Annotated in this window: 19 protein-coding genes; 9 read left to right on the top strand and 10 right to left on the bottom strand. The window is 62.9% G+C overall.

Annotated features, from left to right (window positions below):
• On the bottom strand, positions 1-876 hold an 876-nt coding region (locus tag JHD73_RS10370; RefSeq protein WP_306663041.1), incomplete at its 3' end, for a 5'-3' exonuclease H3TH domain-containing protein.
• Between the two features lie 4 nt (positions 877-880).
• Between JHD73_RS10370 and JHD73_RS10365 the strand changes: the two genes are divergently transcribed.
• From JHD73_RS10365 to JHD73_RS10350, 4 genes are all read left to right on the top strand, one after another.
• On the top strand, positions 881-1792 hold the full coding sequence (locus JHD73_RS10365) for a TIGR00730 family Rossman fold protein (RefSeq protein WP_199030205.1): 912 nt from the start codon (positions 881-883) through the stop codon (positions 1790-1792).
• Positions 1793-1887: 95 nt separating this feature from the next.
• Positions 1888-2310 (top strand): hypothetical protein, encoded by a 423-nt coding sequence (locus tag JHD73_RS10360; protein WP_199030204.1) that lies wholly within the window; start codon positions 1888-1890, stop codon positions 2308-2310.
• Positions 2311-2393: 83 nt separating this feature from the next.
• Entirely contained in the window at positions 2394-3398 is a 1005-nt protein-coding gene (locus JHD73_RS10355) for a homoserine kinase (protein WP_199030203.1), read from the top strand.
• Entirely contained in the window at positions 3389-4186 is a 798-nt protein-coding gene (locus tag JHD73_RS10350) for a BPSS1780 family membrane protein (protein WP_199030202.1), read from the top strand. Before JHD73_RS10355 ends, JHD73_RS10350 begins: the two co-directional genes overlap by 10 nt.
• A 24-nt stretch (positions 4187-4210) precedes the next feature.
• Here the strand turns inward: JHD73_RS10350 and JHD73_RS10345 are convergent, their stop codons facing one another.
• A complete protein-coding gene (locus JHD73_RS10345) occupies positions 4211-6577 on the bottom strand; it encodes a UvrD-helicase domain-containing protein (RefSeq protein ID WP_199030201.1) in 2367 nt (788 codons plus the stop codon).
• 154 nt (positions 6578-6731) lie between these two features.
• Here JHD73_RS10345 and JHD73_RS10340 point away from each other — a divergent pair, with 154 nt between their 5' ends.
• Complete coding sequence (locus JHD73_RS10340; protein WP_199030200.1) at positions 6732-9608, top strand: valine--tRNA ligase; 2877 nt, start codon at positions 6732-6734, stop codon at positions 9606-9608.
• Positions 9609-9646: 38 nt separating this feature from the next.
• Positions 9647-10525, top strand: a complete 879-nt coding sequence (gene galU / locus JHD73_RS10335; protein WP_199030199.1) for a UTP--glucose-1-phosphate uridylyltransferase GalU — start codon at positions 9647-9649, stop codon at positions 10523-10525.
• Positions 10526-10650: 125 nt separating this feature from the next.
• Here the strand turns inward: galU and JHD73_RS10330 are convergent, their stop codons facing one another.
• From JHD73_RS10330 to JHD73_RS10320, 3 genes are all read right to left on the bottom strand, one after another.
• On the bottom strand, positions 10651-11646 hold the full coding sequence (locus JHD73_RS10330) for a hypothetical protein (RefSeq protein WP_199030198.1): 996 nt from the start codon (positions 11644-11646) through the stop codon (positions 10651-10653).
• A 471-nt stretch (positions 11647-12117) separates the two neighbouring features.
• Positions 12118-12336 carry a translation initiation factor IF-1 gene (gene infA / locus JHD73_RS10325; RefSeq protein ID WP_004631109.1) on the bottom strand — a complete coding sequence of 73 codons (219 nt, stop codon included), beginning with the start codon at positions 12334-12336 and terminating at the stop codon, positions 12118-12120.
• Between the two features lie 358 nt (positions 12337-12694).
• Positions 12695-12988 carry a hypothetical protein gene (locus JHD73_RS10320; RefSeq protein ID WP_199030197.1) on the bottom strand — a complete coding sequence of 98 codons (294 nt, stop codon included), beginning with the start codon at positions 12986-12988 and terminating at the stop codon, positions 12695-12697.
• 301 nt (positions 12989-13289) lie between these two features.
• On the opposite strand from JHD73_RS10320, the gene JHD73_RS10315 reads away from it, so the two are divergent.
• Positions 13290-14399 (top strand): endo alpha-1,4 polygalactosaminidase, encoded by a 1110-nt coding sequence (locus tag JHD73_RS10315; RefSeq protein ID WP_199030196.1) that lies wholly within the window; start codon positions 13290-13292, stop codon positions 14397-14399.
• Here JHD73_RS10315 and pobA read toward each other — a convergent pair.
• Positions 14377-15609 carry a 4-hydroxybenzoate 3-monooxygenase gene (gene pobA, locus JHD73_RS10310; RefSeq protein WP_199030195.1) on the bottom strand — a complete coding sequence of 411 codons (1233 nt, stop codon included), beginning with the start codon at positions 15607-15609 and terminating at the stop codon, positions 14377-14379. The two genes, JHD73_RS10315 and pobA, sit on opposite strands and share 23 nt — an antisense overlap.
• A gap of 119 nt (positions 15610-15728) precedes the next feature.
• On the opposite strand from pobA, the gene JHD73_RS10305 reads away from it, so the two are divergent.
• Both JHD73_RS10305 and JHD73_RS10300 read left to right on the top strand, forming a co-directional pair.
• Positions 15729-16706 (top strand): LysR family transcriptional regulator, encoded by a 978-nt coding sequence (locus JHD73_RS10305; protein WP_199030194.1) that lies wholly within the window; start codon positions 15729-15731, stop codon positions 16704-16706.
• Positions 16707-16846: 140 nt separating this feature from the next.
• Positions 16847-18016, top strand: a complete 1170-nt coding sequence (locus JHD73_RS10300) for an ABC transporter substrate-binding protein (RefSeq protein ID WP_199030193.1) — start codon at positions 16847-16849, stop codon at positions 18014-18016.
• Between the two features lie 13 nt (positions 18017-18029).
• On the opposite strand, the gene JHD73_RS10295 is transcribed toward JHD73_RS10300, so the two are convergent.
• Genes JHD73_RS10295 through JHD73_RS10280 form a run of 4 tightly spaced genes read right to left on the bottom strand, consistent with a single transcriptional unit; the run spans position 18030 to position 21394 of the window.
• Positions 18030-18731 carry an ABC transporter ATP-binding protein gene (locus tag JHD73_RS10295; protein WP_199030192.1) on the bottom strand — a complete coding sequence of 234 codons (702 nt, stop codon included), beginning with the start codon at positions 18729-18731 and terminating at the stop codon, positions 18030-18032.
• Positions 18724-19497: an ABC transporter ATP-binding protein gene (locus tag JHD73_RS10290; protein WP_199030191.1), complete on the bottom strand. Its 774-nt coding sequence runs from the start codon at positions 19495-19497 to the stop codon at positions 18724-18726. The genes JHD73_RS10295 and JHD73_RS10290 overlap by 8 nt, the downstream gene beginning before the upstream one ends.
• Positions 19494-20528, bottom strand: a complete 1035-nt coding sequence (locus JHD73_RS10285; protein ID WP_199030190.1) for a branched-chain amino acid ABC transporter permease — start codon at positions 20526-20528, stop codon at positions 19494-19496. Before JHD73_RS10285 ends, JHD73_RS10290 begins: the two co-directional genes overlap by 4 nt.
• Positions 20525-21394, bottom strand: a complete 870-nt coding sequence (locus JHD73_RS10280) for a branched-chain amino acid ABC transporter permease (RefSeq protein WP_199030189.1) — start codon at positions 21392-21394, stop codon at positions 20525-20527. The genes JHD73_RS10285 and JHD73_RS10280 overlap by 4 nt, the downstream gene beginning before the upstream one ends.
• Positions 21395-21446 lie beyond the last annotated feature (52 nt).

Raw genomic sequence — 21446 nt, 5'->3', positions numbered from 1 at the left:
GGGCAGCGCCTCACCAGACGCCTCGCGCAGCCAGGTCTTGAAGCCGTAGCGCGAGAAGAAATCGACCAGCTCGCTCTTGTCTTCACCGCCGTCAATCAGCGCATCGAACGTCGGCACTTCCTTGGACAGATCGCAATCGAGCTTTACCGTCAGCAGCTCTCGGCCCTTGGGCAGCCACTCCAGCGTGTTGCGCAGGTTCTCGCCCACCACGCCTTTGATCTCAGCCGCGCGGGCCATGACATTGTCGAGCGTGCCGAATTCGGTCAGCCACTTCACCGCCGTTTTCGGGCCCACCTTGGGCACGCCGGGCACGTTATCGACCGTGTCGCCAATCAGCGAGAGATAGTCGACGATGCGCTCGGGTGGCACGCCAAACTTGGCTTGCACACCGGCCGGGTCAAGCGTCTCGTTGGTCATCGTGTTGACCAGCGTGACGTGGTCGCTCACCAGTTGCGCAAGGTCCTTGTCGCCGGTGGAGACGATGGTTCTTACGCCTTCCCGTGTCGCCCGTTCAGCCAGGGTGCCGATCACATCATCGGCCTCCACACCCTCAACCACCAGGATGGGCCAGCCCAGCGCGCGCACGGCTTCGTGAATGGGTTCGATCTGCGCGCGCAGATCATCCGGCATGGGCGCGCGATGCTCTTTATAGGCGGGATACAGATCGTCGCGGAACGTCTTGCCTTTGGCGTCGAAAACGCAAGCGCTATACTTGGCCGGGTAGTCGCTGCGCAATTTGCGCAGCATATTCACGATGCCGTAGATGGCCCCCGTAGGAAACCCTTCTCCGTTACGCAAGTCGGGCAGTGCGTGATAAGCACGGTACAGATAACTCGAGCCATCGACGAGCAACAGCGTTTCTTGACTTTCCGACATTCCCATGGACTCTAAAGTGAATGGAACGCCCGAGAGCGTTTCCAACAATGGCGCTTCCGCTGAAGGCGGCGTGGCGAAGCAGGCTGCTGGTGCATCCACGGCTGACATGGACGTCAACGTGACGGTGGGTGCGGACCGTACTGTGGAGATTGCCTCCACCAAATCCGACGCTGCACAAGGCCGCACCGACCGCAAGATGATCCCCAGCCTGCGGGCACTTGCCGATGAAGAACGCGCTACCGCAAAGAAAGCGCGCGCCTCCTGGCAGATGTTCACGATTATGGCAGAGTTCATCGAGGCGACCGAGTACCTCTCGGAGATCCGTCCGGCCGTCTCGATCTACGGCAGCGCGCGCCTGCGCGAGGATTCGCCGTACTACGAACGCACGATCGAAATCGCCCGGCTGTTCTCGGATGCGGGCTTCGCAGTCATCTCCGGCGGCGGCCCCGGCATCATGGAAGCAGCCAACAAGGGCGCGCACGCCGGCAAGTCGGCCAGCGTCGGCTTGAACATCGAATTGCCGCATGAACAGCAAGGCAATCCGTATCAGGACATTTCGATGCGGTTCCGCCATTTCTTCACACGCAAGGTCACCTTCGTGAAGAACTCCGACGCGTTCATCGTCATGCCGGGCGGTTTCGGTACGCTCGATGAACTGGCAGAAGTGCTCACGCTCGTGCAGACCGGTAAATCGCGCAGCGTGCCGGTGGTCATGTTCGGCAGCCACTTCTGGAAGGGACTGCTGGACTGGTTCCGCTTCACGCTGCTGCCCATGGGCCTGATTGCCGAACACGACCTCGACATCATGCGCATCGTCGACGAACCGAAAGATGCGCTCGACGCCGTCTACGAGTTCTACGAAAAGCGCGAAGGCACCTCGCCGATTCCGCCCAAGGAAGAGATGTTCTATCTGTGACCTTGGGTGTGACATTCAGCGCCATCCAGATGGACGATGGTGGGATGGCCGGACTGCTAGAATGTAGGGTCCCGGATCACTCGCTGGAGTCCATCATGGATTCGCCGCTTCACCCGCCTGCCGCCCGTCGTTTTTCTGCCTCCGCACGCCTGATGCGCCACGCGGGGCTGGCCGCGGGTGCCGCCCTCTGCCTAGCCCTGCCTGTGCACGCTGAAGTGACGCAGGACAGCGCCGGCCTGGACTTGCCTGACGTCAAGGCCATCAACAACCAGCCGCTGTCCAAGCCGACCAAGGGTGCGATCCACAACGAAGCCGCCAAGCCGAGCTTCGAGTACCGCGACAACGACGGTACGCAGGTCGAGGAATACCGTTTCCAGAAAGGCCAAGCGCCGGACATCCATGTCAAATCCGGCATGGGCACGTCCTACAACCTGAGCAAGCCTGAAGACAGCTCGCCGCGCATTCGCGAGCGCGGCGATATTGACCGCGTGCCCTCGGTCAACGTCCTGAAGTTCTGAATTCCTGCGCCCACGAGGCGCACCGGCGCGGCGATATCCGTTCACCGCGCCGCCTCCTTTCACCCGTTTCCCATTTCTGAAGCATGGCTGTTTTCACCCCGGTCTCCGACGCCGAGATCGCTCTCTGGCTGGATCAATACGATGTGGGCGCCGTGCGCGCATTTCGCGGCATCCCCTCCGGGATCGAAAACTCCAACTTCTTTCTGACCACGGAGAAAGACGGGCAAACGCACGAATTCGTGGTGACGCTGTTCGAGCGCCTGACGTTTGAGCAACTGCCGTTCTACCTGTATCTGATGCAGCATCTGGCGCAGCACGACATCAGCGTGCCGGCGCCGATTCCGGGGCGCGACGGCGAGATCCTGCGTATGCTCAACGGCAAACCGGCCACCATCGTGACGCGCCTGGCGGGCCGCTCCAACCTGGCGCCGACGGTGTCCGAGTGCGCCATCGTGGGCGACATGCTCGCGCGCATGCACCTGGCCGGGCGCGACTACACCCGGCATCAGCCCAATCTGCGCAGTCTGCCGTGGTGGAATGAAGTGGTGCCTGATGTCGTGCCGTTCGTGCACGGCGATACGCGCGCACTGCTGGAGAGCGAACTCACTCACCAGCAACACTTCTTCGCCAGTGCCGATTACGCCGCGCTGCCCGAAGGTCCGTGCCATTGCGACCTGTTCCGCGACAACGTGCTGTTCGAGCCTGCGACTGATGGTCAGCCGGAGCGCCTCGGCGGCTTCTTCGATTTCTATTTCGCCGGCGTCGACAAGTGGCTGTTCGACGTGGCGGTGACCGTCAACGACTGGTGCATCGATCTCGCCACCGGTGTGCTGGATACCGAGCGCGCGCGTGCCATGCTGCATGCCTATCACGCAGTGCGCCCTTTCACCGATGCTGAAACGCGGCACTGGCAAGACATGCTGCGCGCCGCCGCCTATCGTTTCTGGGTATCACGCCTGTGGGATTTCTACCTGCCACGTGATGCCGAACTGCTCAAGCCGCATGACCCGACCCACTTCGAGCGCGTGCTGCGCGAGCGAGTGCATGCGGCTGGGCTGACTCTGGACATTCCCGAACAATGCAACTGATCGAAGTCTCCGGCAAGCAAGGCTACGTCTGGCTGCGCCAGGGTGCGTGGCTGTTCCGCAAGAACCCGATCGGGTTTTTGCTGCTGCTGTTCATCTATCTGTTTGCCGTCAACCTGTTGATGCTGGTGGCGGCACCCATTGGCGTGTTCGCCATCCTGCTGGTCAATCCGGCCATCTTCGTGGGCTTCATGTCGGCCTGCCGCGATACGGTGGCGGGCAAGCGCGTTGGGCCAGCATCGCTCATTGCGGGCTTCCGGGCATATGGCAAGGATGCGATGCGCGGTCTGCTGAAGCTCGGCGGCATCTACGGTGTGCTGGTGCTGGTGGTCAGCGGCATCCTGATGACGATGGTGGATACCGACACGCTCATGGCGGTATTCAGCGACAAACCGCCCACCACCGAAGCCATCCGCGAGCTCTACCTGACGATGGTGATGGGCGCGGTGCTGTATATCCCGGTGGCGGTACTGTTCTGGTTTGCACCGCTGCTGGTGGCCTGGCACGGCATTCCGGTCGGCAAGGCGCTGTTCTTCAGTTGGATGGCCGTGTGGCGCAATCGCGCGGCATTCATCCTGTACGGCGCACTGGTTGGAATCCTGCTGATTGCGATTCCGCTGTTCATCGATGCGGCGTTTGCCTCAAGCGGCGCCAACAACATCGCCCCGATCATCGCTACGCCGTACCGGATTCTGGTGATGGCCGTGCTGTACTGTTCCTTCTACGCCACCTACCGCGGCTGCTTCAACGTGACGCAAGCTGCGGGTCAGACCACCGACACGACGGCCTGACCTTCACGCCTACCCGATCGACGCTCAGTTGATCGGGTCCAGCTTGGCAATGCCCAGGGCCAGGATCTTCACCCCGTGACGGTTGAATTTGATGTGGGCGCGCGCCTCGGCGCCCTCACCTTCCAGCGTCGTGATAACGCCTTCCCCGAACTTGTTGTGGAATACCGATTGGCCAACGCGAAAGCCCGTGGCCTCCGCACGCTTGGCATCGGCGTAGTTCTTGCCGGTGTCCATGCCGCCGGTCGGGCGCGTACCAGTGTAGGCGTCTTCGTCACCGCGCTCGGGGCGCTTAAACCAATCTTTGCCCCAGGCACCGCTTTCGCCTTGCGCGCGGCGCGTCGATTGATACCCCGAGTGCTGTGGCGTCAGCCACTTCAGCGTGTCTTCCGGCAGCTCGTCAAAGAACCTTGAGCGGATGTGGTAACGAATCTGGCCATGCAGCACGCGGCTTTGCGCAAATGAGAGATACAGCCGCTCGCGCGCCCGCGTGATCGCCACGTACATCAGACGGCGCTCCTCTTCGAGGCCGTCCTTCTCCATCTGGCTGTTCTCGTGTGGGAACAAACCCTCTTCCAGCCCGGTGATGAAGACCACGTGGAACTCCAGCCCCTTGGCTGCGTGCACGGTCATCATCTGCACGGCATCCTGGCCGGCCTGGGCCTGGTTGTCCCCCGCCTCTAGCGAGGCGTGCGTGAGGAAGGCGACCAGCGGGCTCATTTCCGCCGGCGTTTCGTCGGTGACAAGTTCGGAAACAGTATCGGTCTCGCCGCCTTCAATGCGGATCAGCGCGTCATGGCGCACCGGCAATGCGGTGGCGATGGCATCCACGCCGTAGCCCTCTTCGGCCACGAACGCCTGCGCGGCGGTCACCAATTCCTGCAAGTTCTCGATACGGTCCTGGCCTTCCTTCTCGCCTTGGTAGTGCGTGATCAGGCCGCTGGCATGAATGACGTGCTGAACGATCTCCGGCAGCGTCATCTGGCGCGTGTCGGCACGCATCTGCTCAATCAGACGCACAAAGGCGGACAGCTTGGTCCCTGCGGCACCCGTCAGATAGGGCACCGAGGCCGCCAGCGAAATGCCATACAGCTTGGCTGCATCCTGCAGCAACTCCAGGGAGCGCGCCCCCACGCCGCGTGCCGGGAAATTCACCACGCGGCCAAACGCGGCATCGTTATCCGAGTTCTCCAGCAGTTGGATGTACGCCAGCGCGTGCTTGATTTCCGCACGCTCGAAGAAGCGCAGGCCGCCGTACACCTTGTAGGCGATGCCCGCCGAAAACAGCGCGTGTTCAATCACCCGCGACTGCGCGTTGCTACGATAGAGAATGGCGATTTCCGAACGCGACATGCCGCTGGCGATGCGGTCACGGATCTCATCGACGATCCAGCCCGCTTCCTGACCATCCGTGGCGGCCTGGTACACGCGCACGGGTTCACCGTGGCCGGCGTCGGTACGCAGGTTCTTGCCCAGGCGACGCGAGTTGTGCGCGATCAGGTGGTTGGCCGTGTCGAGGATGTTGCCGTGCGAGCGGTAGTTCTGCTCCAGCTTGATACGGTGCTCGACACGGAATTCACGTTCGAAGTCGACCATATTGCCGACGTTCGCACCACGAAACGCGTAGATGCTCTGGTCATCGTCACCCACGGCAAAGATGGCATTGGGCGTGACACCCGGCTCGCCCAAGCCGGCCAGGATCTTCAGCCAGGCGTATTGCAGCTTGTTCGTATCCTGGAATTCGTCGACGAGGATGTGCTTGAAGCGCCGCTGATAGTGCGCGCGGATGGCATCGTTGTAGCGCAGCAGTTCGTAGCAGCGCAGCAGTAGCTCAGCAAAGTCGACCACGCCTTCGCGCTGGCATTGCGCGTCGTAGGCGGCATAGAGGTCGGCCATGCGGCGATCGTACTCGTTGGCAATTTCCAGATCACCTGCGCGCTGGCCCTGCTCCTTGGCCCCGTTGATGAAGTATTGGACGTTCTTGGGCGGAAACTTCTCGTCGTCGATATTGAGCGACTTGAGCAGCCGCTTGACGGCAGAGAGTTGGTCCTGCGTATCCAGAATCTGGAACGTCTGCGGCAGGCCGGCATCGCGGTAGTGCGCACGCAGCAGGCGGTTACACAGACCGTGGAAGGTGCCAATCCACATGGCGCGGGTGTTGATCGGCAGCATGGCCTGCAAGCGCGCTGTCATCTCCTTGGCCGCCTTGTTTGTAAACGTGACGGCCAGCACACCCACCGGCGACACCCGCGCACTCTGGATCAGCCAGGCGATGCGGGTGGTCAGCACGCGCGTCTTGCCGCTGCCCGCCCCTGCCAGGATCAGCGCTGATTCATCGGGAAGCGTGATGGCAGCGCGTTGTTCGGGGTTCAGATTGGCGAGCAGGTCGGACATGCGGGAGGAGCCTCGGCAGAATCCGCAAATTATACCGGCCCGCTTTGCCGCCTCGTCCGTAGCTGACACGCACAAGTCGTATAATTCCAAGCTTTCGCCCAGCATTTTTCCCGGGCCAATCGTCTTTTTGCGCGGATTTGCGCCCCCTGTCAGCATGACCGATCAAAACCAGTCCCTCGCCAAGAGTTTCGAACCCGCCACCATCGAGCAGAAATGGAGCGCAGCGTGGGAAGCAATGGGCGTATCCCGTGCGACGCTTGAAGCCGGCAAGCCGGACTTCTGTATCCAGCTCCCGCCGCCGAACGTGACGGGCACGCTGCACATGGGCCATGCGTTCAACCAGACCATCATGGACGGTCTGACGCGCCATGCGCGCATGATGGGCGCCAACACGCTGTGGGTGCCTGGCACGGATCACGCCGGTATCGCCACGCAGATCGTCGTCGAGCGTCAACTGGATGCGCAGGGCGTTTCCCGCCACGATCTCGGCCGCGAGAAGTTCACCGAGAAAGTCTGGGAATGGAAGGAGCAATCGGGCTCGACCATCACGCGCCAGGTGCGCCGCATGGGCGCCTCGATCGACTGGGAACGTGAATACTTCACGATGGACCCGAAGATGTCGCGTGCTGTGAGCGACGTATTCGTGCGCCTGTATGAGCAGGGCCTGATCTACCGCGGCAAGCGCCTGGTCAACTGGGACCCGGTGCTCGGCACCGCCGTGTCCGACCTGGAAGTGGTGAGCGAAGAGGAAGAAGGCTCGCTGTGGCACATCCGCTATCCGCTGGCCGAACCGGACGCCGTTCGCGGCCTGACTCATCTGACCGTCGCTACGACGCGCCCGGAGACGATGCTCGGCGACACCGCCGTGATGGTGCACCCCGAAGATGAGCGTTACGCCCACCTGATCGGCAAGTTCGTTCACCTGCCGCTGACCGATCGCCAGATCCCGGTGATTGCCGACGAGTACGTCGACCGCGAATTTGGTACCGGCGTAGTCAAGGTGACCCCGGGGCATGATTTCAACGACTACGCGGTGGGCCAGCGCCACAAGCTGCCGCAGTTGTCGATCCTGACGCTCGACGCGAAGATCGTCGCCGATGCGCCGGCCGCCTACGCCGGCATGGACCGCTTCGATGCGCGCAAGAAGATGGTCGCGGACCTCGAAGCGCAAGGGCTGCTGGCCGAGGTGAAGAAGCACACGCTGATGGTGCCGCGCGGTGATCGCACGGGCGTCGTGATCGAGCCGATGCTGACCGACCAGTGGTTTGTCGCCATGAGCAAACCGGCACCGGAAGGCACGCGCTTCCCGGGCCGCTCCATCGCCGAAGTGGCGCTGGACGCGGTGCAGAGCGGCAAGATCAAGCTGGTGCCCGAGCAGTGGGTCAACACGTACAACCAGTGGCTGAACAACATCCAGGACTGGTGCATCTCGCGCCAACTGTGGTGGGGCCACCAGATTCCGGCGTGGTATGACGAAGCCGGCAACGTCTACGTGGGCCGCACCGAAGAAGAAGCCAAAGCGCAAGCTGCCGCCAAGGGTTATACCGGCGCGCTCACGCGTGACGACGACGTGCTCGACACGTGGTTCTCGTCGGCGCTGGTGCCGTTCTCTTCGCTGGGCTGGCCGGCTGATACGCCGGAGCTGAAGCACTTCCTGCCCTCCACCGTGCTGGTGACGGGCTACGACATCATCTTCTTCTGGGTGGCGCGCATGGTCATGATGACCCTGCACTTCACCGGCGAGGTGCCCTTCCACACCGTCTACGTGCACGGCCTGGTGCGCGATTCGGAAGGCAAGAAGATGAGCAAGTCCGAAGGCAACACGCTCGACCCGGTGGACCTGATCGACGGCATTGCGCTGGAGCCGCTGCTGGCCAAGCGCACCACTGGCCTGCGCCGCCCGAAGGACGCACCGAAGGTGGAGAACCGCACGCGCAAGGAATTCCCCGAAGGCATTCCGGCTTTTGGTGCTGACGCGCTGCGTTTTACGTTCGCGTCGCTCGCCACACTGGGCCGCAGCATCAACTTCGACTCCAGCCGCTGCGAGGGCTACCGCAACTTCTGCAACAAGCTCTGGAACGCCACGCGCTTCGTGCTGATGAACACCGAAGGCCAGGACTGCGGCATGCAGGAATGCGTTGGTGATTGCGGCCCCGAAGGCTACTTGCATTTCTCGCAGGCCGACCGCTGGATCGTCTCGCTCTTGCAGCGCGTGGAAATCGAAGTGGAGAAAGGCTTTGCCGACTACCGCTTCGACAACATCGCCAGCGCCATCTACAAGTTCGTCTGGGACGAGTACTGCGACTGGTACCTCGAACTCGCCAAGGTGCAGATCCAGACCGGCACGCCGGCCCAGCAGCGCGCCACGCGCCGCACACTGCTGCGCGTGCTGGAAACCGTGCTGCGCCTGGCCCACCCGATCATCCCGTTCATTACCGAAGAACTCTGGCAGAAGGTTGCCCCGATGGCCGGCCGCGCCAAGGGCGACGGCACTGAGAGCCTCGCGCTGCAGGCATACCCGCGCGCTGCACTCACCAAGATCGACGAGCAGGCCGAGCAATGGGTGCAGCAACTGAAGGCCCTGGTGGATGCGTGCCGCAACCTGCGTGGCGAGATGAACCTATCCCCGGCGCAGCGCGTGCCGCTGTTTGCCAACGGTGAGGCTGAATTCCTGCAAACCGCCGCTCCGTATGTGCAAGCGCTGGGCAAGCTGTCAGAAGTGAAGGTCTACACGGATGCCGCCGCCATGGAGCAGGACGGAGCCGGCGCCCCGGTTGCGATCGTCGGCGAGAACAAGCTGCTGCTGAAGGTCGAGATTGACGTGGCTGCCGAGCAGGCACGCCTGGGCAAGGAAGTCGACCGTCTGCGCGGCGAAATCGCCAAGGCTGAAGGCAAGCTCGGCAACGAATCCTTCGTTGCCCGCGCGCCGGCTGCCGTGGTGGAACAAGAACAGAAGCGCCTGGCGGATTTCAAGGCCACGCTCGCCAAGCTGGAAGCCCAGATCGCCCGCCTGCCAGTGCAGACCGCCTGAGCGCACCAGCAAACCCAATCGATACGAAGGAAACCACGATGCAACGCGTTACCAAAGCCGTCTTCCCGGTCGCGGGTCTGGGAACCCGCTTCCTGCCGGCCACCAAGGCCAGCCCGAAGGAAATGCTGCCGGTGGTGGACAAGCCCCTGATCCAGTACGCCGTGGAAGAAGCCATGGCTGCCGGCATCACCGAGATGATCTTCGTAACGGGCCGCAGCAAGCGCGCCATCGAAGACCACTTCGACAAGGCCTACGAACTGGAAGCTGAACTCGAAGCCAAGCAGAAGACTGCGCTGCTGGAAGTCGTGCGCTCGATCAAGCCGTCGCATGTGGACTGCTTCTACGTGCGTCAGCCCGAAGCACTGGGCCTGGGCCATGCAGTGGCATGCGCAGAAAAGCTGGTCGGCGATGCGCCCTTCGCCGTCATCCTGGCGGACGACTTGCTGGACGGCACCCCGCCTGTCATGAAGCAGATGGTCGACCTGTACGACCACTACAACTGCTCGGTGATCGGCGTGGAAGAAATCGACCGCGAGCAGAGCCGTTCGTACGGGGTGGTTGACGGCCGCCCGTGGGAAGAAGACGGCAGCGTGATCAAGATGTCGGGCATCATCGAGAAGCCGGCACCGGAGAATGCGCCGTCCAACCTGGGTGTAGTCGGCCGTTACATCCTCACGCCTCGCATCTTTGACCACATTCGCAACCTCAAGCCCGGCGCAGGCGGCGAACTGCAATTGACGGACGCCATCCAGTCGCTGCTGTCGGCCGAGCAGGTGCTGGCCTATCGCTACAAGGGCGTGCGTTATGACTGCGGCAGCAAGCTGGGCTATCTGAAGGCCACCGTGGAACTGGCACTCAAGCACAAGGAAGTCGCTGACGAATTCCGCGCTTACCTCGCCTCGCGCGGCCAAGCCTGACCCCGCACACCACCATAGAAAAAACCCGCGCAGCTTGAGCTGACGCGGGTTTTTTGTTGCCGGATTCACTTCCCCGTCCGGCGCGGTGTCCCGTCCCTCGGGTCCGGAGGCTTACAAGCCCCTCGTTATTGCGGTGCTGCCAGCGGCTTGATGGTGTTGTTTAGCAAGCTCCAGTACGAGCTGCTGCTGTACGGCAGCATCTGCTCGACGTAGTTCCACCAGAAGTAGCCGCCGATGAAACGCGGGTCGGCAGCCATCGTGGCGGTACCCATGGGGTAGTACGACTTGATCAGGTTCTGCTGCACCGATTTCGGCGCCGACGTGCTCGACGTACCGATCTCGCCAAAGCCGACCTTCGCCACCGGGAAGATGGACTCCAACAGCTTGAAGTCGTTCGTCCACGTCGGGTTCAGGCCTGGGCAATCCTGGTACGGGTAGTAGCTGAACAGCGCGTAGTCAGCACCTTGACGCACGCGTGCGGGCAGGTAGGTCTGCGCCCAAGTGCGCCACGAGTCCATCGGCAGCTCGTAGCAGTTGGTGCCCTTGCCGTCGTCGTTGTAGTACATCGTCACAGCGGTCAGGCCACCCGCAGCTTTAACGATATCGTGAGCGGCAGCCACCATGTTGCCAATGGCTTGCTCTTCCGGTGCTGCAACCGAGTTCGGGCCGCTCGAATCCGGGCGCAGCCATTCGCCATTGATCTCGTTGGCAATCTCCCACACGTCCACCACGTTCTTCAGCGTGCCCACCAGCTCGTTGGTACGGGCTGTGTAGGTTTGCAGATCGCTCGGGAAGTAGTACGAGTCCATGATCTCGCCCATCACGTAGGCAACAGCATGGAGTTTGACGAGAGCCGGGTAGTACTCAGCGGCCGTCGTGCCCGGATCGAACACCACGCGCACGGTCGGCTTGTACGGCAGGTGCGTGAGCGATGCCACGATCGCGTTGATGTTGCTGACGTCGTCCAGGGTGACGCCGTAGATGGGAGCCTTCGGACGCGTAGCTTGCGCCGAGGCAGTTTGCATACCCAGACCCGTCAGCGCTGCTGCTGCCATCAGGCCCATCATGACGCGCCGGCTCGCGCGTGCCATGCCCTGTGCTGCTTTTGTGGTTTCCAACATTGTGATTTCTATTCCCTCGGACGCAAAACGTTACGCCCAGATTTCGATGGACAAGCGCCGTCCTACCTGTACGGTATCCCGATGTGGTGTGACTCGATTGACACACTGAGCACCGAACGGGTGCGAGCGTCAGATGACGCCCCGGCCGGCGAATTGAATGCGCGATTGGAAGCCTCAGCCGAGGTTATCGGCGGGCCGTGCGCTTATTTGAGGACTGGTACAGCTGGCACGCGCTCACCCAACATTGCGAAGGCGAGGCGTGGCTTGACAAGATGAAAAGCCCTGCACTTCAGTTGATCGCTGACTGTGCTACCCCCCGTCAGCGATCGGGGGAGATACTACCCCATCCAGGTGACACGTCCATGAATATTAACGATCGCTAATGGACAGGCGAAAGAAAAAAACCGCGGGCCATGCGTACTCGCGGTCTCTTATGTGTCTTGCTGGGCGCTTTAGTGCTTTGTTGCCGTATTACTTGTGTCGATAGTTGATACGACCCTTGGTGAGGTCGTACGGCGACATTTCCAGCTTCACGCGGTCACCCGCCAGGATACGGATGCGGTGCTTCTGCATCTTGCCCGAGGCATATGCCCAGATTTCCACGCCGTTTTCCAGTTGCACGCGAAAACGATTGTCGGGCAGTGCTTCGGAGACCACCCCTTCAAATTCAATCAGTTCTTCCTTAGCCAAACTCGTTCCTTTGTATGCAGCACACGGCTGCGTCAATGGTTGCAATAGTGTGATGACCCACCCGAACCACGCCGCACGCCCAATCTCATTGGGCATGCAACGGCATCGCCGCGATCATCGGCCCGCACAGCGGGCTTGGGGGGTACCGAGTTGCACCCAACGCAGGTTGCGCCCGCCAACGGCGCGCGCCTCATTTCGTACGTTTAGTGCAAGCGAGGAATGGGTGGCGGTCGCAGATAGCGCGCCGCCCGGCTCGACGCGGGGGGAACCCCGGTGCTGGACTCGGCTGCACGGGCCTCAGGCCCGGCGGCAAGCCGGATTCGCCCGGTATTCTATCACGGACAGGAGCCGTGCCGCTTTAGACCTTGTCAACTGCCAGCGACAGGTCCGGCACTTCGCCGTCGATGATGCTTTCTGCAAAGCGCAAGGCTGCCACGCGCGCATCCCCCACGTTGCTGAACTGCTGCTCCCCCGACAGGCGAAATACCTGGGTCTGCCCTGGCTCGGGCGACTCCCCTGCTCTGCAGATCATCACGGCGGCGTTGTAGCTGCGGTCCTCTCTGGCCTCGGGCCAGCGTGCCGTACGCTCGTGCTGGAAAGCCAACGGATAGATGTCGAAGCCTTTGTATTGGCCCGCCGGCAAAGTGTCCATCGCAAATGCCCCCTTTCTTGAAGGTCGAGTGCTGTCCGACTATACACCGCTGCACTTTGCGTGGCGATGAAAGCGCCGCCAACCTTTGATCTACCTCCGCAGGGGGCTTGTGCGCTTGCGTGATCTGCTCGGGCAAGCAGATCGAAACCAGGTCTTAAGAACTTTCAGGGGGCCTCCCCGCTTTCGTACGGGGGCCTGTGCTAGCGTGCTCGCCGTGCGCTTCGCAAACGTTTCTCGCGTGCCGCAGCGCGTGCACGCAGGATCGCAGCATTCCACTAGGTCCCCTCTCTCGAGACCAACCATGCGCCTGTCCAACACCTCTCTCACACTCGTTTGCTCTGCCGTCATGCTCTCCGCCTGCGGAGGCGGCGACGGCGGCAGCTCTCTGTCCATTCAATCCGCCATGGCCGCGCCAACCACCACATCCCTCGACGCCAAGGCTCCCGCTCCAGCCACAGCTACCGCCCTGTGCGGCGCGAGCAGCGCGTCGCCGCTCGCTGGCGTACAAACGTGGATGTATCAGTTGCAGAACCTCCAAACCGACGCACAGATCAATGCGCTCGATGCGCAGCCGTACGACATGGTCGTGGTCGAAGCCGGCAACACGGTCAAGGGCCAAGAGACGTTCAACACGGCCGGCATGGTCACGCGACTGCATACCAAGGCCGACGGCTCGCCACGCAAGGTCATCGCGTATATCGACATCGGCCAGGCGGAAGACTTCCGCACCTACTGGACCACCGACTGGAAACCGCCCACCCCCACGGGCCCCGGCACCCCCAACTTCATCCTGACCACAGACCCGGACGGTTGGGCCGGCGACTATCCGGTGGCCTATTGGGACCAGCGTTGGCAAGACCTGTGGCTTGGCCCCAACGGGGCGGTGGCACAACTCGCACGCGAAGGCTTTGACGGCGTTTACCTGGATTGGGTGGAGGGCTACACCAACGCGACAGTGGTTGCCGCTGCAAAGAAAGCCGGCGTGAATCCGGCCAAGGCCATGGTCGATTTCATTGCGAAGATCCGGGCGGCGGGCCGCACGATCAACCCGCAATTTGCGGTGATCCAGCAAAACGCGCCGGAGCTCATCGATGCCGTGGGTGCAGCACAACTGCTGCCCAACCTCGATGCCATTTCGCAGGAGGACACGTGGTTTGGCGGCGACGCAGGTGTCGCCTGGAGCGACCCGGCCGGCGGTGATCAAGCTCCACCTGCCGCAGACACCAAGTGGACCATTGAACAGTTGCAAAAGCACTGTGCGGGCGGCCTGCCGGTCTTCACGATCGACTACGCATTGAAGACCGCCAACGCACAGAAGGTCTACACCACCTCTCGCAGCCTGGGCTTCCGCCCGCTGGTGTCGCGCATTGCGCTGTCCAAGCCGACGACTACGCCGTCCTGGAACGACTGACGTTCCCCACAGCGCTCAACTCCCTCGCCGGCGCATCGACAAACGGCAGGCCGACGTAGTTCTCGGCCAGCACGCGCGCCGCTGCCGGCGAGGACGTCACGTACTCCAGCTCTGCGCGTTGCAGCCGCTGCATGAACGGCGTGTAGTCGTCGAAGCGATGCAGCATCGACGTCATCCACCATGAGAAATGCTCCGCACGCCAGATGCGTTGCAGGCAACGCTCCGAGTAGCCGGCCAGTTGCGTCGTATCGTTCTGCCGATAACGCGCAGTCAGCGCCTGGGCCAGCACGCGCACATCGGCCACGGCCAGGTTCATGCCCTTGGCGCCGGTGGGCGGCACGATATGCGCTGCATCGCCCGCCAGGAACAGGCGGCCGTACTGCATCGTCTCGCAGACGAAACTGCGCATCGGCGTCACGCTCTTCTGCAGGATCGCACCCTCTTTGAGATGCCAGCCGTCGTTGGTTTCCAGGCGCGTGTGGAGTTCATCCCAGATACGGGCGTCGGACCATTCGGCCAGGTTTTCGTCGGGCTCGCATTGCAGATAGAGCCGCGTGATCTTGGGTGAACGCATGCTGAACAGCGCGAAGCCGCGGTCGTGGCTCGCGTAGATCAGTTCCTCGGCAGCGGGCGCTGCCTCAGCCAGGATGCCCAGCCACGCAAACGGGTAGACGCGCTCGAACACGGCCTGCCGCTGCGCCGGGATCGCCGGCCGGCAGATGCCGTGGAAGCCGTCGCAACCAGCGATGTAGTCGCACTGCAGCGTCTGCGGCACACCGTCATGCACAAAGCGCACCGAGGGCGTGGCCGATTCAATGTCGTGCACCGATACGTCGCTCACCTCGAAGAGCAGCGGAGCGCCCTGCTCCACGCGTGCGGCAATCAGATCCTTCACCACCTCGTGCTGCCCATACACGGTGATGGAGCGCCCGCCCGACATCGTCGTCAGGTCCACGCGATGCCGCTTACCGCCGAACAGCAGATCAATGCCGTGGTGCACCAGCCCCTCACGGCGCATACGTTCACCCACACCGGCTTCATTGAGCATGTCGACCGTACCTTGCTCCAGCACGCCAGCGCGGATGCGCTCTTCCACATACGTGCGGCTCCTGGTTTCGAGGATGACGGCATCAATGCCGTTGCGATGCAGAAGCTGCCCGAGCAGCAGGCCGGCGGGGCCCGCGCCGATGATGGCGACCTGGGTGCGCATGGTGGTTGTCTCCAGACGGATTGGAATCGTTCTGGCAAGCATTGTTGGCGCGCTCCTTGATATCGCACAATGCAATATCGGCGATAAACTCTATCGCTCATTCAGATAGTGCGATTGCCATGTCCACGCTGCCCGACTTTGACCTGAACCTGTTGCCGATCCTGCTGGCATTGCACGACGCACGCAGCGTGAGCATGGCTGCGCAGCATCTCGGCATGAGCCAGCCAGGCGTGAGCACGGCGCTGGCCAAGCTGCGCACGGCGTTCGATGACCCGCTGTTCGTGCGCACCTCGCGCGGCATGGAACCGACACCGCGTGCGCTCGCCCTCATTCCCGCCGCACGTGATGTGTTGGCGCGCGTGCAGCAGGGCATTCTGGAGACCAGCGCGTTTGACCCGGTCACCACCACGCACCTGTTTTCGATTGCCTTGTCGGACGTGGGCGAGATGGTGTTCCTGCCCCGCATCATCGAGGCGATGGCGCGGGAGGCGCCGGGGGCGTCGGTGCAGTCCGTATCGCTGCCGCCGGCGCAGATTGAGCGTGCGTTGGAGACCGGCGCACTCGATCTGGCCGTCGGCTATTTTCCTGACCTGAAGAAGAACAACTTCTTCCAGCAGCGGCTGTTCACGCACTACTTCACCTGCATCGTGCGGGCAGATCACCCCGTCACACGCGGCGGCAACACGAAGCTATCGATGGCGCAGTTCCTGGAATACGGCCACGCCGTGGTGCGTGCGGAAGGGCGCAGCCAGGAGTTGTACGAGCGCTTCCTGGAGCGCAAGCGCATCCGCCGTACACCAGCTCTGCTCACGCCGCACTTCATGAGCATTCCGTTCATCCTCGCGCGCACGGACTTGATTGCCACAGTGCCGCATGCGGTGGGGCTATCGTTCATGCAATCGCACGCCAACATCCGCGTGATGGAGCCGCCGCTGGAGCTGCCCAGCTTCGACCTCAAGCAGCACTGGCACCGCAAGTTCCACAACGATGCGCGCAGCCAGTGGTTCCGCGCGCTGGTGGCATCGCTGTTCAACGACGAGGCCGACGAATGGCGCGAGCCCGGTCATGCACCGGCCAAGCGCAAACACACCAAGTAGCGACCTTACGACACATGTTCACTATACGAACACTCGGTTGCAATGCGAACACGAAGCCTTTAGGATCGTCGCCACGCGCAGGCGACGCCACTGCCCCAAGTTTCCGGCCCACGCTTGCCGCTCAACCTTTGGAGACCTTCATGAAACGTCGTGTGCTGCTGTTGACTGCCATTGCTGGTACGTTGATGCGTGCGTTGCCCGCCTTCGCGGACGAGCCGATCAAGATCGGCCTGATCGCACCCTTCTCCGGCACCTTTGCGGATTACGGCAAGCAGATGGAAGGCGGCATCAAGGCGTATCAGAAGCTTCATGGCACAACGGCCGGCGGGCGTCAGGTGCAGATCATCATGAAGGACACGACCGGCCCCGCACCGGATGTCGCCAAGCGTCTGGCGCAGGAGCTGGTGGTGCGCGACAAGGTCGACTTCCTGGCTGGCTTCGGCCTCACGCCGGAAGCGCTGGCCGTGACACCCATCGCGCAGCAGGCCAAGAAGCCGATGGTGATCTTCAACGCCGCGTCGTCATCCATCACCACCAAATCCGACTACGTGACGCGCGTGTCGATGACGCTGCCGCAGGTCTCCGCGCCGATTGCCTCGTGGGCGTTGAAGAACGGCATCAAGCAGGTGGCGACGGTGGTGGCCGACTACGCGCCCGGCATCGACGCAGAAAACGCCTTCAAGCAGACCTTCACTGCAGGCGGCGGGCAAGTCGTGGAAGCCGTGCGCGTGCCGCTGCGCAACCCCGAGTTCGCGCCGTTCATCCAGCGCGTGAAAGACACGAAGCCACAAGCCGTGTTCGTCTTCCTGCCGGCTGGCGAGCAAGGCGTGGCGTTCATGAAAGGTTTCCGAGAGCGCGGGCTGGCACAGGCTGGCATCAAGGTCATCGCCACCGGGGACCTGACGGACGACCACGTACTGCCGGCCATGGGCGACTCGACGCTGGGTGTGATCACGTCGTTCCACTACTCGGCGGCGCACGACTCGCCGCAGAACAAGACCTTCCTGAAAGCCTTTGCCGAGGCCAACCCCGGTGCGGGCCGCCCCAACTTCATGGCGGTGGCCGCGTACGACGGCATCGGCGCGATCTACGACGTGATCAACAAGCTGGGCGGCAAGATCGATGGCGAGAAGGCCATGGCTGCCTTCAAGGGCATGAAGATCGACAGCCCGCGCGGACCGATCACCATCGACCCCGCCACCCGCGATGTGGTGCAGACGGTTTATATCCGCAAGGTGGAAAAGGTCGGCAACGAGCTCTACAACGTCGAGTTCGACAAATTTGCCGACGTGAAGGACCCGGGCAAGTAAGCCCTACCCAGCCTCAGGCGACCGCCACAAGCCGCTGCAGCAGCGGCTTGTCGGCAAGCAGATCGGCGCTGCTCGATGCGTGAACGATGCGCCCACGATCGAGCACCATCGCGCGCTGCGTCAACTCCAGCGCCAGACGTGCATGCTGCTCCACCACAATCACCGCCATGCCGCCCTCTTCCACCAGCGCACGGATGGCGCGGCCGAGTTCCTGCACGATGATCGGCGCGAGGCCTTCCATCGGCTCATCAAGCAACAGCAGCGCAGGGTTCGTCATCAGAGCACGGGCGATGGCCACCATCTGCTGCTCACCGCCGGAGAGCTGGTTGCCGAGATTGCGCCGCCGCTCCTGCAGGCGCGGGAACGTCTTGTAGACGCGCGCCACATCCCAGGTGCCTGGCCGAGCGACGGCCGTCAGGTGCTCTTCCACCGTCAGCGAGGGAAACATCCACCGTTCCTGCGGCACCCATCCAAGCCCAGCCCGCGCGCGGCGGTGCGGTGCGACCTTGCCGATGTCTGCGCCTTGCCAGCGGATGCGCCCACGATGCAGGCGTGTGAAGCCCATCAACGTACTCAGCAGCGTCGTCTTGCCAACGCCATTGCGGCCCAGCAGCGCAAGGCTGCCACCCGTGTCCAGCGTGAACGACACGTCGTCCAGCACGATGGCGTTGCCATAGCCGGCGGTCACGTTCTCAAACGCCAGCAACTCAGGCATGTTCGGCCTCCCCCAGGTAGACCTCCCGCACGCGCGGGTCGGCGGCGATCTCCTGTGGCGAGCCTTCGGTCAGCACGCGGCCGGCCACCAGCACACTGATCCGCTCGGCAAAGCGAAAGACGAGGTTCATGTCGTGCTCGATGAAGAGGATGGTGATATCGCGCGGCAGGCTGGCGATCACCTCGAACAGTTCGGCGCTCTCCCCCGCCGGGATGCCGGCGGCAGGTTCGTCAAGCAACAGGATGCGCGGCTGCGTGGCCAGCGCGAGCGCAATCTCCACCAGCCGCTGTTTGCCATACGGCAACGCATGCGTTTGCGCCAGCGCATCGGCGCCAAGTTGCAGGCGGCACAGCAGCGCCATGGCCTCGTCGCGCGCCTCCTTATGCGCGGCGACCGTGCGATGCCATTGCCACGCAACACCTGTGCGCTCGAAGATGGCGAGCATCACGGATTCCAATACCGTCAGCCCCGGGAATAACGTGTTGATCTGGAACGTGCGCGTAATGCCGCGCTTGACGCGCTGGTGCGCCGGCAGGCGCGTGATGTCTTCCTCGCCTAGCAGCACCTGACCAGAGGTGGGCGCAAACGCGCCGGTCAGCAGATTGATGAAGGTCGTCTTGCCTGCGCCGTTGGGGCCGATCAGCGCGTGACGTGCGCCGGGCGCGAATGACAACGAGATCTCCGAGTTGGCATGAAAGCCGCCCCAGCGTTTGGACAATCCGCGTGTACTGAGCGTTGGCGTGGGATGCATCGTCGGCGCGTTCATGCAGCACCTCCTCTGCGCGCACGCCAGGCCTTGATGCCGGAAACCGCCGCCTCCAGCCCACCCAACAGGCCGCCACGCGCAAACAGAACGATCACCATCAACAGCAAGCCGATCCAGAACTGCCAGTAGACCGGATTGATACCGGACAGCACGTCCTGCGCCACCATGAACACCGCCGCGCCGATCAGCGCGCCGTACAACCGGCCCGCTCCGCCCAGTACCAGCATGATCAGCAGCTCTGCCGAGCGCGAGAAACCCAGCGAATCCAGCCCGACAAACTGCGTGGTCTGCGCGAGCAGCCCGCCGGCAACACCGGCAATTGCTGCGCTTACCGTAAACGCGGCCACCAGGCGCATGCGCACATTCGTGCCAATCGCCGGCATCCGTTTCGGCCCCTGTTGAATGCCGCGCAGCGACAACCCGAATGGTGAGCGCACCAGCCTGCGCAGCAACACAAACACGACAAACAGCACGACCAGGCTGTAGACGTAAGCCGTGCGGCCCGTCAGGTCGAACTCGAAGCTGCCGAGCAGGTTGCTCATGGTCACGCCCGAGAGCCCGTCGACACCGCCACTCAGGAACGCCATCTTGTTGGCCGCTTCATACAGCATCAGGCCGATGCCGAGCGTGACCATCAGCCGCGTCAGATCCTGCCCACGCACGACCAGAAAGCTCACGCAGAAGCCCCCGAGCGCAGCGACGATGGCGGCAGCGGCCAACCCCGTCAACGGCTCCCCCCAACCGTGCGCCGCCAGCAGCCCTGCCGTATAAGCGCCAAGCCCGAAGAAGCCTGCATGCCCCAGCGACACGATACCCGCGTAGCCCAGCACCAGGTCAAGTGACAACGCAAACAGCCCTACGATCAGCACCTGACTGCCAAAGACCAGGTAGTCCGGAAAGAGAAAGAACACGGCGATCGGCACGCACCAGAACGCCAACTCCAGCGCCGACCAACGCGCATCGGGCAAGCCGTGCACCCGTGCGCTCTCGGCGGGCTGTGAGGCACGCATCATTTGCTGCAGCAAGCTCATGCGCGCCTCCCCAGCAGGCCACTCGGAAACAGCACGAGCAAGACCACCATCAAGCCGTAGATGACGAACGCGCCAATTTCCGGCACGTAGTATTTGCCCGCCACGTCGAACACGCCCAATACCAGCGCCGCCAGCAGCGTCCCCTTGATGGAGCCAGCGCCACCCACCGCAACCACGAGCAGGAAATACACCATGTACTTGATGGGAAACGACGGATCGAGCCCGAGCACGTCGATACCCAATCCGCCGCCCAGTCCCGCCAGCCCGGAGCCCAGTGCAAACGTGACGGAGAACACCAGGCTCACGTTGATGCCCAGCCCAGCAGATGCCTGCTGGTTGTCCACCGACGCCCGCACCTGCGCGCCAAAGCGTGTGCGCTCGATCAACCAGGCCAGCAGCACGGTCAGCGCGATCACTACGCCGATCAGGAAGAGCCGGTAGCGCCCGACCTCCAACCCGCTGCCGAACACGCTCAGCTGCCCGCGCAGCACCTCCGGCAACTCAACCGGCTGCTGCGCCGGCCCCCAGACGTAGGTCGCTCCCGCCATCGCCATAAACACGAGCGCAATGGAGAACAGCACCTGATCCAGCGGGCTCGCGCGATAGAGCCGCCGGTACAACGTGCGCTCCAGCACAAACCCGATGGCTGCGGTGACAAGGAAAGCAATGGGCAGCGTCGCCAGGAATGGCACGCCAAGGCGGTTCATCAACACCACGCACACATAGCCGCCCGCCATGGCAAACGCGCCGTGCGCAAGATTGATGAAGTTCATCAGCCCCATCGTGACCGACAGGCCGATGCTGATCAGGAACAGCAGGCTGCCGTAGGCCAGCCCGTCAAACAACACACCCAATGCACTGAGCATGGGCCTCCTCCTTGGGGTCTGTTCTGGCTCGGCGGCCAGTTTGCCCGGTCTG

This window comes from Ralstonia sp. ASV6, from assembly GCF_016429285.1.
In the GTDB taxonomy this organism is placed as follows: domain Bacteria; phylum Pseudomonadota; class Gammaproteobacteria; order Burkholderiales; family Burkholderiaceae; genus Ralstonia; species Ralstonia flaminis.
This window is presented reverse-complemented; position numbering and strand designations above follow the sequence as displayed.

Bases quoted from the DNA above. Each gene is read 5' to 3' on its own strand.
- JHD73_RS10365 (WP_199030205.1), top strand. From the start codon at position 881: ATGGACTCTAAAGTGAATGGAACGCCCGAGAGCGTTTCCAACAATGGC.
- JHD73_RS10360 (WP_199030204.1), top strand. From the start codon at position 1,888: ATGGATTCGCCGCTTCACCCGCCTGCCGCCCGTCGTTTTTCTGCCTCC.
- JHD73_RS10355 (WP_199030203.1), top strand. From the start codon at position 2,394: ATGGCTGTTTTCACCCCGGTCTCCGACGCCGAGATCGCTCTCTGGCTG.
- JHD73_RS10350 (WP_199030202.1), top strand. From the start codon at position 3,389: ATGCAACTGATCGAAGTCTCCGGCAAGCAAGGCTACGTCTGGCTGCGC.
- JHD73_RS10345 (WP_199030201.1), bottom strand. From the start codon at position 6,577: ATGTCCGACCTGCTCGCCAATCTGAACCCCGAACAACGCGCTGCCATC.
- JHD73_RS10340 (WP_199030200.1), top strand. From the start codon at position 6,732: ATGACCGATCAAAACCAGTCCCTCGCCAAGAGTTTCGAACCCGCCACC.
- galU (WP_199030199.1), top strand. From the start codon at position 9,647: ATGCAACGCGTTACCAAAGCCGTCTTCCCGGTCGCGGGTCTGGGAACC.
- JHD73_RS10330 (WP_199030198.1), bottom strand. From the start codon at position 11,646: ATGTTGGAAACCACAAAAGCAGCACAGGGCATGGCACGCGCGAGCCGG.
- JHD73_RS10320 (WP_199030197.1), bottom strand. From the start codon at position 12,988: ATGGACACTTTGCCGGCGGGCCAATACAAAGGCTTCGACATCTATCCG.
- JHD73_RS10315 (WP_199030196.1), top strand. From the start codon at position 13,290: ATGCGCCTGTCCAACACCTCTCTCACACTCGTTTGCTCTGCCGTCATG.
- pobA (WP_199030195.1), bottom strand. From the start codon at position 15,609: ATGCGCACCCAGGTCGCCATCATCGGCGCGGGCCCCGCCGGCCTGCTG.
- JHD73_RS10305 (WP_199030194.1), top strand. From the start codon at position 15,729: ATGTCCACGCTGCCCGACTTTGACCTGAACCTGTTGCCGATCCTGCTG.
- JHD73_RS10300 (WP_199030193.1), top strand. From the start codon at position 16,847: ATGAAACGTCGTGTGCTGCTGTTGACTGCCATTGCTGGTACGTTGATG.
- JHD73_RS10295 (WP_199030192.1), bottom strand. From the start codon at position 18,731: ATGCCTGAGTTGCTGGCGTTTGAGAACGTGACCGCCGGCTATGGCAAC.
- JHD73_RS10290 (WP_199030191.1), bottom strand. From the start codon at position 19,497: ATGAACGCGCCGACGATGCATCCCACGCCAACGCTCAGTACACGCGGA.
- JHD73_RS10285 (WP_199030190.1), bottom strand. From the start codon at position 20,528: ATGAGCTTGCTGCAGCAAATGATGCGTGCCTCACAGCCCGCCGAGAGC.
- JHD73_RS10280 (WP_199030189.1), bottom strand. From the start codon at position 21,394: ATGCTCAGTGCATTGGGTGTGTTGTTTGACGGGCTGGCCTACGGCAGC.